At 69.4% G+C, this 13,490-nt stretch carries 14 protein-coding genes; 10 read left to right on the top strand and 4 right to left on the bottom strand.

The features are described from left to right. Nucleotides 1–154: 154 nt before the first annotated feature. The 3 genes from GV007_RS12590 to GV007_RS12580 all read left to right on the top strand — a co-directional run bounded on the left by GV007_RS12590 (nt 155) and on the right by GV007_RS12580 (nt 971). Nucleotides 155–367, top strand: coding sequence for a helix-turn-helix domain-containing protein (locus tag GV007_RS12590; RefSeq protein WP_104243471.1), 213 nt, complete (start codon nt 155–157; stop codon nt 365–367). Nucleotides 368–473: 106 nt separating this feature from the next. Beyond that, nucleotides 474–572, top strand: a complete 99-nt coding sequence (locus GV007_RS12585) for a 30S ribosomal protein bS22 (protein WP_082775156.1) — start codon at nt 474–476, stop codon at nt 570–572. Between the two features lie 135 nt (nt 573–707). Further along, nucleotides 708–971 (top strand): glutaredoxin family protein, encoded by a 264-nt coding sequence (locus GV007_RS12580; RefSeq protein WP_201297684.1) that lies wholly within the window; start codon nt 708–710, stop codon nt 969–971. Nucleotides 972–996: 25 nt separating this feature from the next. On the opposite strand, the gene GV007_RS12575 is transcribed toward GV007_RS12580, so the two are convergent. From GV007_RS12575 to GV007_RS12565, 3 genes are read right to left on the bottom strand one after another with little or no spacing between them, the layout of a single operon-like run. Beyond that, entirely contained in the window at nt 997–2,010 is a 1,014-nt protein-coding gene (locus GV007_RS12575) for an FHA domain-containing protein (protein WP_160073029.1), read from the bottom strand. Continuing rightward, entirely contained in the window at nt 2,010–3,197 is a 1,188-nt protein-coding gene (locus GV007_RS12570; protein WP_160073027.1) for a M23 family metallopeptidase, read from the bottom strand. Before GV007_RS12570 ends, GV007_RS12575 begins: the two co-directional genes overlap by 1 nt. After that, on the bottom strand, nt 3,194–3,724 hold the full coding sequence (locus tag GV007_RS12565; protein ID WP_160073025.1) for a hypothetical protein: 531 nt from the start codon (nt 3,722–3,724) through the stop codon (nt 3,194–3,196). Before GV007_RS12565 ends, GV007_RS12570 begins: the two co-directional genes overlap by 4 nt. Before the next feature lie 318 nt (nt 3,725–4,042). On the opposite strand from GV007_RS12565, the gene GV007_RS12560 reads away from it, so the two are divergent. Genes GV007_RS12560 through GV007_RS12530 form a run of 7 tightly spaced genes read left to right on the top strand, consistent with a single transcriptional unit; the run spans nt 4,043 to nt 11,984 of the window. Beyond that, a complete protein-coding gene (locus GV007_RS12560; RefSeq protein ID WP_160073023.1) occupies nt 4,043–4,336 on the top strand; it encodes a hypothetical protein in 294 nt (97 codons plus the stop codon). A gap of 19 nt (nt 4,337–4,355) precedes the next feature. After that, complete coding sequence (locus tag GV007_RS12555; protein ID WP_160073021.1) at nt 4,356–5,174, top strand: hypothetical protein; 819 nt, start codon at nt 4,356–4,358, stop codon at nt 5,172–5,174. Next, entirely contained in the window at nt 5,174–6,757 is a 1,584-nt protein-coding gene (locus GV007_RS12550; protein ID WP_160073019.1) for a hypothetical protein, read from the top strand. The genes GV007_RS12555 and GV007_RS12550 overlap by 1 nt, the downstream gene beginning before the upstream one ends. 4 nt (nt 6,758–6,761) lie before the next feature. Further along, nucleotides 6,762–8,255, top strand: a complete 1,494-nt coding sequence (locus GV007_RS12545) for an SCO6880 family protein (protein WP_201297682.1) — start codon at nt 6,762–6,764, stop codon at nt 8,253–8,255. Next, complete coding sequence (locus GV007_RS12540; RefSeq protein ID WP_160073015.1) at nt 8,252–9,814, top strand: ATP/GTP-binding protein; 1,563 nt, start codon at nt 8,252–8,254, stop codon at nt 9,812–9,814. Before GV007_RS12545 ends, GV007_RS12540 begins: the two co-directional genes overlap by 4 nt. Next, nucleotides 9,811–11,586 carry a type IV secretory system conjugative DNA transfer family protein gene (locus tag GV007_RS12535; RefSeq protein WP_160073013.1) on the top strand — a complete coding sequence of 592 codons (1,776 nt, stop codon included), beginning with the start codon at nt 9,811–9,813 and terminating at the stop codon, nt 11,584–11,586. The genes GV007_RS12540 and GV007_RS12535 overlap by 4 nt, the downstream gene beginning before the upstream one ends. Further along, on the top strand, nt 11,583–11,984 hold the full coding sequence (locus GV007_RS12530) for a DUF4913 domain-containing protein (RefSeq protein ID WP_160073011.1): 402 nt from the start codon (nt 11,583–11,585) through the stop codon (nt 11,982–11,984). The genes GV007_RS12535 and GV007_RS12530 overlap by 4 nt, the downstream gene beginning before the upstream one ends. Before the next feature lie 83 nt (nt 11,985–12,067). Here GV007_RS12530 and aspS read toward each other — a convergent pair whose 3' ends face one another. Then, a complete protein-coding gene (gene aspS, locus GV007_RS12525) occupies nt 12,068–13,378 on the bottom strand; it encodes an aspartate--tRNA(Asn) ligase (RefSeq protein WP_160073009.1) in 1,311 nt (436 codons plus the stop codon). Between the last annotated feature and the right edge of the window lie 112 nt (nt 13,379–13,490).

Here is a 13,490-nt window from a genome sequence, read left to right as displayed (position 1 = left end):
ATGCTACTCCTCGCGGGTGGAATCGCGAATCCGTGGCACGGCATGATTCGCTCTGGACCTTGTTTCTGCAGTGCTCTGGGCCATAAGGTGTTCAATTGACACTCACTTCACTTCCGTAACGCGCGGATCATCTGTCACCTTGGAGCTGCAACACATGGCAAACGACCTGTCTGATGTGCGGTTCCTGACCGTTGCCGAGGTGGCAGAACTCATGCGGGTCTCGAAGATGACGGTGTACCGACTCGTGCACTCCGGTGAACTTCCCGCGGTGCGCTTCGGTCGCTCGTTCCGGGTGCCGGAGTCGGCGGTCTCCGAGGCCATCAAGCAGTCCGGCCGCGGAGATGAGCTCGACCAGCACACTGCCTGAGTTCCGCTGGACACAGGGTTACCGGCAGGTGACGTGTAAGCTGGCGCGAGCGATGCCGCAGCCTACCGCTGCGCACACCTCGTACTTGTAGATAAAGGATGTTCCTATGGGTTCAGTAGTCAAGAAGCGCCGCAAGCGCATGGCGAAGAAGAAGCACCGCAAGCTGCTTCGCAAGACTCGCCACCAGCGTCGCAACAAGAAGTAGTCGCGACGACGCAGAGCGCCGGGCCCTCGGGTCAGGCGTTTTCTGCGTTAAGGGGCCGGTTCGCCGGTCGAGTGCTCGACCGGCGGTGACCTGCGGGCCTGCCGTCTCAGGGCGCTCGTCTGCGAGACTCGAGACATGACGGATGCGCGCGTTCCGATGGTCACCTTCCTAGGCAAGCCGGGCTGTCACCTGTGCGAGCAGGCTGAACCAGTGGTGCGGGAGGTGACGGCTCGTCACGGCGCGGCGCTGTCGGTGCTCAGCATCCTCGACGATGAGGCCCTGCAGCGGCAGTATGGCGAGCTCATCCCGGTCGTCCTCGTCGATGGGGTGCAGCACTCGCAGTGGTTCGTGGAGGCCGAGCGGCTGGACGTCGCGCTCGCAGCGGCGGCACGTACGTAGGCTCGGCCGGTCGCTGCGAGTGCACTCAGCTGGCGGCGGTGGCCTCGGTGCTCACGCGGCAGAGGACGTCGCCGAGTCGAAGCTGCGCGCCGTCGGGGACGCGGTACACGACGCCCGGCACGAACGTCGAGATGTGTCTCCCACTGAGGTGCACGCCGTGCGTCGAGTGGTAGTCGGTGACGAGGATGCGACCGGCGTGGTCGACGTCGACGAGCGCGTGGGTGCGAGAGACCGTGCTGTCTCGGCTGTCGACACGAACCGGGATGCGGCCGTCGACGGGTGACGGGTTGCGTCCAAGGGCCGCGCTGCCCGCGAGGACCGCGCGAGAGTCGTCGTCGAACTCGATGACAAGGGCTCGAGGAGAAACCGGCCGTCGTGAAGACGCGCGAGCTGACCCCTGCTGCCTGGATCTCTCTCGGGAACGTCGGGAGAGCGAGGGCGAGGGCGAGGATGAGGGCGAGGGCGATGGTGCGGGCAGTTGCCTCGGCGGTTGCGTCTGCTGAGGTGGCTGCGGCTCTTCTCGGCGGAGCTCGCGTCTGCCGGTCCGCCGGCGCTCGTCCGCACCGTCCTCGCCGGGAGCTGCCCTCAGATCTCTGGGCGGGGTATCGGCATTTCGACTCAGCGGTTCCAGGATGCCGCACCCCTGGCACTGGGCGTCTGCGGCGCTCGACGTGCACCCGCACGCGCGACACGTGCCGGTCACCGCCACCAGCGGTGGGAGGTCCGACTCGGTGCGGTAGGACCCGTCCTCGGTGTCTCCGGGCTCCGCGGCGCCAGACGGATGCACCACCAGCTCGCGCATCCGGTCGCGCTCGTGCAGCTCGAGTCGGACGGGGCGTGCGATCGTCTGCGCGACGCGCGTGCACCGCGCGACGATGGCGGCGCGTGCCGCGTCGCGATCCGACGCGGAGATCCGGCGCACCACGGAGTTCCAGGACAGCTCCCCCTGGCCGTCCACTCCGAGCCGCGCGGAGATGCGGGGCCACCGGGGCACCGCCATGCCCGGCTCGGCTGCGTCGGACCGTCGCCTCCTCGCCATCAGAAGCTCACCCCGTGGGTTGCCAGGAACGGCAGAGGATCGACGCGACTGTTGTCGACGACCACCTCGAAGTGCAGGTGGCAGCCGGTCGACTGCCCGCTGGTGCCGGTGATGCCGATCTGCTGCCCCGCCGCGATCGTGGCTCCGACCCCGACGAGGTAGCCGTCCGCCTCCATGTGCAGGTATTTGGTGATGAGACCCCCGCCGTGGTCGACGACGATCGTCCCGTTGCCGGAGCTGTCCGGTTCGGCCTCGATGACGGTGCCCGAGTGCGCGGCCCAGATCTGGCCCCCGCAGCCGCCGGCGGCGAGGTCGATGCCGTTGTGCATGCGCCACTCGAAGTCGGTCGGGTGGAACCTGTTGCCGAAGGTGTCGGTGATGCCGCCCAGGCCGGGAGCTGCCCAGCCGCCCGGACTCACCGCCGTGCTGGTGCCGCCGCCGAGGGTGGCTGCTCCTGCTCCTGCTCCTGCGGCACCGCATCCATCGCGATCCGAGCCGCTTGCGCTGGCACCGGAAGCGAGTGCTCCGTCGCCGAGGTCCGTGCTGGAACCGCTGATCGTCTCGCTGATTGCGACGGCTGCCTGCCAGTACTTCGAGTAGTGCGCCGGATCGGCGTTGCCCTGTACTCGGTGAGCTGCCTCAGAGGGGGTGAGCGCGTCTCGCTCGGTCACCGCGAGCAGTGCTGCGAAGAAGTTGTCCGCGCTGATGCGCGGGTCCATCCTGTCGGAGTAGCTGCCCCATGCGCCGTTGTCGCGCTGCTGGAACAGGCCACGTGAATCAGGGCCAGCCTCGTCGCCGTGGTCGATGACCAGCAGCGTCGACTCGCCGATCGCGGTCATGACGCCGATGACCTGATCACGCGCGCCGAGTCCAGCCTCGCGGCCCGCCAGCAGGATGTGGGCCGCATTCGACAGCTGGGCGCCGGCGAAATCGACCTGATCTGCGCCGATCATGGTGCTCACCTCGAGCTGTGCCGCGGAATCCGGCTCGGCCCCCATGCCCACGCTCGAGTTCGATTCGGTGTCGGAGAAGACGCCCGGCATTGGGAAGTCTGGTGTCGCGCAGGCGGCCACACCCACGAGCGAGGTACTCGCGATGGCTGCGACGACGAGAGCGCCGAGCAGGAGGCCGGGAGCGAGCAGGACCACCATCGCAACGCCCCACCAGAGGCCGTTCCGGGTGCTCACGAGCTCGACTCCCGGGTCGTGATCTCGGCGACGAGCCAGGGCCCCGAGCTGCCGTCGCGCACGAGCAGAAGCCGGTAGGAGCCCGACCCGGTCGGTGCGGTGGCGTGAACCAGGTACCCGCTCGTGTGGCGCTCGAGGTATGTCGCGGCGGTCAGGGAGGCTCCGGGGATGGTGGCGGGGTCGACCGAGCTCAGCGCTGCCATCGCCGACGCCGTGAGGTGCGGTTCCAGCGCTTCGAGCCAGGTGCGTCGCGGGATCTCGCGGCTGAGGTACGCCTCGATGGCGGCCGAGGCGACGGCCAGAGCCTCCACATCCGAGGCCTCGTCATGCGTCGGAGACGGACCAGGGGGCTGCGTGTCGACGTGCTCATCCTGCGGCCCACGGACGAGCTGCGTCGGCACGGATGGCGAAGCTGGAGCGTTGGCTGGAGCGCGCCTCGGCACCTCGGCGGGCGCGCAGCCGCTCACGCCTGCGCTCACACCGAGGGCGATGGCGGCAAGCCCGGCGACAGCGATCCTTCGGCGCATGGAGCACCCCCTTCTCGCCGCAGACCGGCTGCGGCGAGCACCAATCTAGGTGGCTGGGGAGCCCCCAGATCGTGGCTGTGGATAACTCCTCGCAGCCCCGTCGACCGTGCGTAGAGTCCATTCCTGTACCGAGCCGGTGCACAACGCCGACGGACCGTCCGAGGTCGTCGACCTGCCGGCTCACGTCCCCGGTGGGCCCATGGCGAGCTGACTCGAGCGCTCGCGGTCTGACTGACCGGCGACGGCTCGAGCCCGCCGTGAGGGGGGCTGCCCTTCATCGCGCGTTCCCGCGTTCATCTCGACAGGAGACCACTGACCATGACGATCGCCGCACTCACCGACCTGCTGCTCGACGCTTCAGCGCGCCTCACGACGCTCCCCGACCCCGACCCCGTGCAGCCTCCAGGCACCGAGGGCCTCACGACGCTGCTCGGCTGGGTGAAGTGGATCGGGCTCGCCGTGTGCGTCCTGGGCCTCATCGCCGCTGGCACCATGATGGCGATCCAGTCACGCAGAGGCGAGGGTGGCGAGCACGCTGGGAAGATCGGCATGGCGCTCGGCGGCGTCATCATCATCTCGGCGGCGACCAGCCTCGTCGGCTTCTTCGTCTGATGCCGGGAGGACGAGCATCATGCCGAGCGGCGGATCGATCCAACGGCGGTCAGCGCAGCGCCGAAAGGCTTCCTCCGGGAGCCGGCCAGGGTTCATCGTCGCCGCGCTGGGCGTCGCCCTGCTTGTCGTGGCCGGTGTCGTGGTCTCCATCCAGGCCGCCTTCGGCGGCGACGCATCCGGAGGCGACATGACGGTGGGCGACGGCCAGCGGGCAGCCGCTCCGGCGGGTGCCGCCCATGCGGGTCCAGAGCACGAGGTCGGCGATGCCGACACGATCGCGACCGTCTCGCCGAGCAGCTGCGGGCTGCGCGGACCAGAGCAGACCTCACCACTTCCCGCCGACAGGCAACTCCTGATCGCGCCGGAGACCAGCTGGCGCGGCATCGACGTCAACCTGGCACCGAGCTCACCGGAAGCTGGCCCGGCGGCAATGCACGAGGGCGGCTTCGGATACTGCTTCCAGCGTTCGGCCGATGGGGCGCTGTTCGCCGCTGCGAACTTCCTCGTGCAGTCGAACACTCCCGCGCTTCGAGCACCGCTCCTTGACTACGCGCTCGCCGCAGGCCAGCACCGGGATTCTCTGCTCGCCAGTTCGGGCGCGGAGGGCTCCGGCGTCCGACTCCAGATCGTGGGCTACCGGATGCTCGCGTTCGACGGCGACACCGCGCGCGTCGACGTCGCCCAGCGTGTGAGCGTCGACGGGGCCAGCAGCTTCATCGCCGCCGTCGTCGACCTCGTCTGGATCGACGGCGACTGGCGCATTCCGAGCGATGAGCCTGCTCCGGTGCGACTGCAGTCGCTCGGCGACGTCGGCGGCTACGTGAGATGGAGCGCCTGATGGCCGACTGCGGACTCATGGACTTCGAGTGCTACTCCAAGGAGATCGCCTCGACGGTGTGGACCCGAACACGCGAAGCCCTCCAGAACGACATCAACGAATGGATGGCCGAGCAGCTCTCGACCCTCGGCACGATGTGGGTCGACGTCCCGACGCCCGACCTCGGGACGACCGGCGCGCCTTCTGGCACGGCGACAGCGGCGCCGACGGGTGACATCGAGACGCACCTCGGGACCGTCCTCGGCTACGTCAGCTGGATCTCGGGCACTGTCGCGGTCATCGGACTCGTCTTCCTGGCCGTCATGGTGGGTCTGCGCATCCGCTCGGGCGACGGCGTCCCCTTCCACGGAAGGCTGTTCGCGGTACTCGCTGGCGGGGTGCTCATAGCGGGAGCCTCGTCGCTCGTGTCTGCCCTCATACCAACGGCCCCAGCGGCGACGACCAATACTGCGACGTTCCTGCAGTCGTCGACGTGGTGGCTGGCCGGGGTCTGCGCGATCGTATCGGTCATGATCGGCGGTGCTCGCATGGCCTGGGAGCAGCGCGCGAGGCCAGGGCAGGAGCTGCTGAAGAGCCTCCTCACCTTGGTGGTCGTCGCCAGCGTCGGCCTCACGATCGTGTGGCTGCTCGTCCGGGCAGGCGACTCGTTCTCGACCTGGATCATCGACGAGTCGCTCGAATGCGACCTCGATGGGACACCGAACTGCTTCAAGGACAACGTGGGCGTGATGCTCGGCACCTCGATCGCCGGTGTCGCAGGCGCAGCAGGCGGGACTGCCGGGCCTGCCGCGTTCTCCGGCGTCGTGAACGGCCTCTTCATCGGGGTCATCGTCGGCCTCGTGTCCGTCGTCCAGGTGCTCCTCATGATCGTGCGAGGGGGGATGCTCGTGATCCTCGCCGGGATCCTCCCGCTTGCGGCCTCGGCGACGAACACCGAGCTCGGCCGGGGCTGGTTCCAGCGCTGCCTAGCCTGGCTCACCGCCTTCATCCTCTACAAGCCAGCGGCCGCGATCGTCTACGCCGCCGGATTCCGCATGAGCGGGGCGGCCCCGAGCGCCGAGAGCGGAGCCGTGCTGACCACCTACACGGGGATCGTCATCCTCGTGCTCGCCATCGTCGCGCTCCCCGCGCTCATGCGCTTCGTCACGCCCATGGTGGGAGCGATCGCGTCGAGCGGAGGCGGTGCTGCGATCGCCACCACGGTCGCGGATCGGGTGCCAGAGGGCGCACGACCCAGGCCGGCCCCAGCACCCCAGGGGAGCAGCGTCCCGCGTGGCGGAGCGCGTGCCTCGCCAGGCGGCGGCGCTGCGTCGCGCGGGTCAGGACCGAGCCCGCAGGCAGCGCCCGCTCCAGCGGGATCTCCTGCCGCATCGTCGGCGAGCACACGCGCAGCCGCATCGACGGGTGCCACCTCCGGTGGTGCGGCAGCTGCAGCGGGAGCAGGCAAGGCCCTCGCTGGGCCCTACGTCGCGGCAGCGATCGCAGGCATCCAGCCGTTGAAGAAAGCCGTCCAGTACGGCACTGACGCCGCGATCGCGGTCGCAGAACGGACAACAGGAGAGGACCCGAGCGGTGGTCGATAGCTCGATGACACGACAGATGCGAACCTACGGGAACTGGCGGAAGCCGACGTCAGCGGGACTGCTCGGTCTCGGCTCGGTGGGGACGGCGCTCCTGCTGGGCGGACTGGTGCTCGTCGTCGTGGCCGTCATGATCTCGGGTCTCATCGCTGCGCTCATCGTCGCCTCGGGGATCGGCGTCGCGCTCCTGATGCTCGTGGTGCGCGACGCGCACGGCAAGAACGCGCTGTCGCGGCTCGGGGCCCACTCAGGCTGGGCCCTCTCGAGGGCGAGGGGTGAATCCGGGTACCGGTCCGGTCCGGTCGGTCGAGTGCCGTGGGCGACGTTCCAGCTGCCGGGCATCGCGGCTCCGACCAGGCTGAGCGAGCACGTCGACTCGCACGGCCGACCATTCGCGCTGCTCCTGACGCCCGCGGTCGGCAGCTACACCGTCGTGTTGGGCACGGACCCGGATGGTGCGGCGCTCGTCGATCAGGAGCAGATCGACTCCTGGGTCGCCGAGTGGGGCCACTGGCTCTCCAGCCTCGGCGACGAACCGGGCATCGAGGCGGCCTCGGTGACGATCGAGACGGCCCCAGACTCCGGCTCTCGCCTCAGGCGAGAGGTCGCCATGAATATCGACCCCAACGCACCAGCCTTCGCACGTGCCGTGCTCGAGGAGACCGTCGCGGGGTACCCGGAGGGTTCCTCCACCGTGAAGGCCTTCGTCGCGCTCACCTTCCAGGGGGCCCTCCGGGCCGGTGCGAGGAGGAGAGCGCCGGACGAGATGGCGCGCGAGCTCGCGGCGCGGCTCCCCGGGCTCAGCGCGGGGCTCCAGGCAACCGGCGCGGGCGCCGCGCGACCACTCACCGCACAGGAGCTCTGCGAGGTCGTCCGAGTCGCCTACGACCCGGCAGCGGCGGTGCTGATCGACGAGGCGCACGCCGGAGGGGAGATCCCGGAACTCAGCTGGAGCGACGTCGGCCCAGCGGCCACCCGCGCCAGCTGGGCCGGATACCGTCACGACTCCGCCTGCTCGACGACCTGGGCGATGACCGTCGCGCCCAGGGGCAGCGTGCAGTCGAGCGTGCTCGCACGGCTCCTGGCGCCCCATCGTGACATCGCGCGCAAGCGGGTGACGCTGCTCTATCGACCCATCGACGCCGCCAGAGCAGCAGCACTCGTCGAAGCCGACCTCAGCGCGGCCCAGTTCAGGCAGACCTCCACCTCGAAACCCGCCGCGCGCGACACGCTCGCCGTTCGCGCCGCCGCCGCGACGGCAAGCGAGGAGGCTTCTGGCGCTGGCCTCATCAACTTCGGAGTGCTCGTCACGGCGACAGTGCTCGACGCCGCGCACGAGCTCGACGCCCGAGCGGCCGTCGACAACCTCGCCGCAACAGCACGCCTCCGCCTGCGCCCCGTCTACGGGTCCCAGGACTCGGCCTTCGCCGCGGCGCTCCCGCTCGGCCTGGTCCTCAGCAAGCACCTGCGAGTGCCGAGCGAACTGCGAGAGAAGCTATGAGAAGAGCACACGCCAGGTCACGCAAGCAGGCGACCCAGAAGCAGGCGCGCCCACCCGAGAGGCCGGGACCCAGAGGCTGGAGCGGGAGCGGCCGGGGCGCGTCCACCTACGTCCAGGCACCCGACGAATGGCGCGGCACCACTGTCCAGGTGTGCGGGCTCTGGCCCTTCGCAGTCGGCACGGGAACTCCCATGATCGGGGTGCCCCTCGGTCGGCACACGCAGACCGGCGCGACCCTCTGCTGCGACCCCATCTCGTGGTTCCAGCGGGCGAAGCTCATCAGCAACCCCTCCGCGTTCATCCTCGGCAAGCCCGGACTCGGGAAGTCATCGCTCGTGCGTCGCATGGCGACAGGCCTCGCCGGCTACGGCGTCATGCCGCTCGTGCTCGGCGACCTCAAGCCCGACCACGTCGACATGATCACCGCCCTCGGCGGGCAGGTCATCTCGCTCGGGCGCGGACGCGGCTACCTCAACGTGCTCGACCCCGGAGAGGCGACGGCCGCCGCGCGGCGGCTCAGGGCGAGCGGCTTCGACGCCGAGGCTGGGCAAGTGCTCGCCGACGCGCATGGCCGCAGGCACACGATGGTGTCAGCCCTCCTCACGATCATGCGGCTCCAGCCACCGAGCGATCGAGAGGAGACGATCATCGACCGAGCACTCAAATGGCTCGACCAGCACCACGACGGCGTGCCCGTCCTCGGCGACCTCCTCGAGGTCGTGCGCGCGGGCCCCCCGGAGGTGCGCGCGGTTGCGCTCGACCGCGGAGACGACAGCAGGTACAAGGCCATCACGGAAGACCTCGAGGCCTCCCTCATCGGGCTTGTCGGAGGTGGCAGGCTCGGCGAGACGTTCTCCCGCCAGACCACCAACCCCATGCGGCGCGACGCGCCCGTCGTGTACGACGTCTCCTCCATCGACGACTCCGACGTCGACCTGCAGGCGGCCGCGCTCCTCGCCTGCTGGTCGGCGGGGTTCGGCACCGTCAACGTCGCGAATGTGCTCGCGGATGCGGGGCTCGAGCCCCGCCGGCACTACTTCGTCATCCTCGACGAGCTCTGGCGCGCGCTCCGAGCAGGCAAGGGAATGGTCGACAGAGTCGACGCCCTCACCCGCCTCAACCGCCAGCGCGGAGTCGGCATGGCCATGATCTCGCACACCATGAGCGACCTGCTCGCGCTGCCCACCGAGTCAGAGCGGATGAAGGCGAAAGGCTTCGTGGAACGCGCCGGCATGGTCATCTGCGGCGGGCTGCCGGGGGCCGAGATGCCGCGCCTCACCTCCGCGGTGCCACTGTCGCTTGCAGAGCAGGAGCTCCTCATCGGCTGGCAGGACCCGCCAGCCTGGGACCCGGCAAGCGGTCGGGAAGCCGAGCCACCAGGGCGAGGCAAGTTCCTCGTCAAAGTCGGCGGCAGGCCTGGCATCCCGGTCGACGTGCAGCTGACCGCCGCAGAGGCGAGCATCAACGACACCAACAAGCTCTGGCACGAGACGAGCCGTGTGGGCGGGCTCGGCCAAGAACGGTCGGCTGGTCTCGACCCAGAGCGGACACGGCGATGAGCGCGCCGCGCAAGCGTGGCCCGGGCGGCATGGCGGCCGAGTCCGTGCTGCTGTGGGTCGGGCTCACCGTCGCCGTGGTCGCCATCGGCGGGACCAACCTCTCCGTGCGGGTCGCTGCGAACGTCGAACCCCCGAGCGAGCCGCTGCCCGACGACGTGTTCGCGCTGTTCTTCGGCGTGCTTCGGGGGAGCATCCGCTGGAGTGCCACAGCGACCGGGGCCGCGGTGGCGCTCGGGGTCGGTCTTGCGCTCGCAGTCTCGGCGATACTGCTCCTCGCTCGCGGGCATCGCTCCGGCAGTCGACGCCTCGACCGCTCTGCGGCACTCCTCGGACGGGGTCGGGAGATCGCGGGCATCAGCGCCCGCGGGGCACGCGCAAGCAGCCAGCGCCTCGGCGTCGCGGGCCCGATCGGCGTGCGGCTCGGCACGAGCATGCCGGGCGGCTCACCCGTCTACGGCGGCTGGGAGGACATGCAGATCAACATCAGCGGCCCGCGGACCGGGAAGTCGACGGTCTTCGCCATCCCCGCCATCGTCGAGGCGCCGGGAGCCGTCATCGTCACGTCCAACAAACGGGATGTCGTCGACGCCACCCGGGGCGTGCGCGCAGAGGCCGGGCGAGTCTGGGTGTTCGACCCGCAGGGCGTCGCAGGCGAAGCCGCAGGCTGGTGGTGGGACCCGCTCAGCTACGTCACCGACGAGGTGCAGGCGGCAAAGCTCGCCGAGCACTTCGCGAGCGGATCCCGGGAGCCAGGTTCCAGGGCAGACGCGTTCTTCGACCCAGCTGCGAAGGATCTCCTCGCCGCGCTCCTCCTCGCAGGGGCGGTCGCAGGCACCCGCATCACCGAGGTGTACCGGTGGGTGACGCGGCCCGGTGACGACGACGCAGTCGGCATCCTGCGGGATGCTGGGTACCGCCTCATCGCCGACCAGCTCGAGGGGGTGATCAGCGCGCCCGAGCGCCAGCGCGGCGGCATCTACGGAACCGCGCAGCAGATGGCCTCCTGCCTCACCAACGGCGCGCTCGCCCCGTGGATCACAGCGACCGGAGAGCTCGACACGAGGCCGCGGTTCGACCCCCACGAGTTCATCCGCGGGACCGACACGCTCTACTCTCTGTCCCGCGAAGGGCAAGGGACCACGAGCCCACTGGTCACCGCCCTCACCGTCGCCGTGGCCGAGGCGGCGGAGGAACTCGCCTCGACCTCGCCGTCCGGACGTCTCGCTCGGCCCCTGCTCGGCGTCCTCGACGAGGCCGCGAACGTCTGCCGCTGGCGCAGCCTCCCCGACCTGTACAGCCACTACGGCTCGCGGGGCATCGTGCTCATCACCATCCTCCAATCGTGGTCGCAAGGCGTCGAAGTCTGGGGCGAAGGCGGCATGCGCAAGCTCTGGTCGGCGGCCAACATCAAGATCTACGGGGGAGGCGTCAGCGAGGCGACCTTCCTCGACGAGCTCTCCAAACTCGTCGGCGACCACGACCGCGAGCTCTCCTCGCTGAGCTACGGGCGAGGCCACCGCACCGTCTCGAAGCAGCTCCATCGGGAGCGCATCCTCGACGTCGCCGAACTCAGCGCGCTCCCGCGCGGGCGCGCGCTTGTCCTGGCATCCGGCAGTCGCCCCACCCTCATCAGGACCAGGTCGTGGATGCAGGGCCCACACGCCCCGCGCATCCGCGCGTCGATCACCGCGCACCAACCACGCAGTGACGCCGCAGAAGGAGACGAGGCGGAACGTGACGAGGCGCAACGAGGAGATGAGGCACTGCGTTGAGTCAGGAGCAGCGCCAGGCTGGCCTCGCGAGCGAACTCTCGCGGGCTCCAGGACCGCAGTTCGAGTGCCTCGCCGACTTCGTGCGCGAGTTCATCGCTCGGAGCTGCGCGCGCAGAGTCGACGGCCGGACGCGTGTCTGGTCGGCGCGCTGGTGGGACTCGCCGGAAGCGGTGCTCCGCCTCGGTGGGCTCTGGCAGGCGTGGGAGGAGCTGAAGGACGTGCCCGGAGGTGCGTCTCTCTGGTTCCGAGACCATGCCGACTACCATCTCGGCGTGCTCTTCAGTCCAGACGGGCCCTTCGAGGCGAGCCCCGACATTCGCGAGAGCACCAGCCGCCGCGGCGACGACCTGCCCTGCACGCCGCCACCGCCCGGTCACCAGGTGTCCCGACGACGTTGACCCGTGCCCCGACGCAGCAGAGCCGCCCGCGATCACTCGCGGACGGCTCTGAGGAAGCTCGGCAGACCAGGCTGCCAGATGGCTTACGGCTGCAGGCGGTTCGGGCCGCGGAACAGGTACGTGACCTCGCGCAGAGTCGTCTGGTGCAGCATCAGCATCAGGATGCGCGCGAAGCCCATGCCGAACCCACCGTGGGGCGGTGCGCCATAGCGGAAGAAGTCGAGGTAGAAGCCGAGCTCGTCGACCTCCATGCCCTTCTGCTTCGCCTGCTCCTCGAGCACGTCGACACGGTGCTCGCGCTGAGCGCCCGTCGAGATCTCGACGCCGTTCCAGATGAGGTCGTAGCTCTTCGTGAGCGACTCGTCGCCCTCGTGGCGCATGTGGTAGAACGGCCGGATCGAAGCCGGGTAGTCCGTCAGGAACACGAACTCGTGGCCGAACGTCTCCTGCACGTGCGCCGCGATCTGACGCTCGCCTTCCGGGTCGAGGTCAAGGTCGTTGCGCTCGAGCTTGTGGCCGCGGGCCTCGACGATCTCTCGAGCCTCCAGCAGCGGGATGCGCGGGAACGGCAGCGAAGGAACGACGATGTCGACGTCGAAGAGCGCCTTGATCTCCTCGCCGTGGGCATTCTTGACCGCCTGCAGGCCGGCAACCATGAGCTGCTCCTGCATCTGCATGACGTCCTCGTGCGACTCGATCCAGCTCACCTCGGCGTCGATGCCCGTGAACTCGGTCGCGTGGCGCGACGTGAACGAGGGGTCAGCGCGGAACACGGGCCCGATCTCGAAGATCTTGCCGAGGCCCGAGCTCATCGCCATCTGCTTGAAGAACTGGGGGCTCTGCGCGAGGTACGCGCTCGTGTCGAAGTAGTCGACCTTGAACAGCTCGGCCTTCGACTCGGAGGCCGACGCCATGAGCTTCGGGGTGAACAGCTCGACGTAGCCGTTCTCCACCCAGTAGGTGCGGAACGCGTGCGCGAACGTCGTCTGGATGCGGAAGATGAGGGCATTGCGGGGGATGCGCAGGTCGAGGAAGCGCCAGTCGAGGCGCTTGTCGATCGACGTGTCCTCGGCGATTGGCGTCTCGGGGAGCGCTGCGGTCTCGACGACGATCTCGTCGACCTTCACCTCGAGCCCGCCGAGCTTCACGCGCTCGTCGGCCTTCTTCTGGCCGCGCACGGAGATGAAGCTGCCCTGGGCGAGCGCGGAGATCGTGTCGGAGATCGCCTCGCGGCCCTCGGCGCGCGGGTTCACGAGCTGGACGGCGCCGCTCTCGTCGCGGAGGACGACGAACTGCACCTTCTTCTGGTCTCGAACCGTATCGACCCACCCCTGCACAAGCACGGGGCCGTCTTCGAGCGTGGAAAGGGAGGAGATGAGGGCGCGATCAGTCACCTCGCAAGGGTACCCGAGGCGCAGACGCGTGCGAGCGGGAAGAGAACAAGGCACAGCTTGGGGGGCGGACGCGCATCCTGTGCCTCAGTGTCGGTGGCGGTTCGTAGACTGG

The organism is Pseudoclavibacter sp. 8L (genome assembly GCF_902506465.1).
Lineage (GTDB): Bacteria > Actinomycetota > Actinomycetes > Actinomycetales > Microbacteriaceae > Pseudoclavibacter.
The sequence above is the reverse complement of the archived record's forward strand: the minus strand, read 5'-3'. Positions and strand labels throughout refer to the sequence as shown.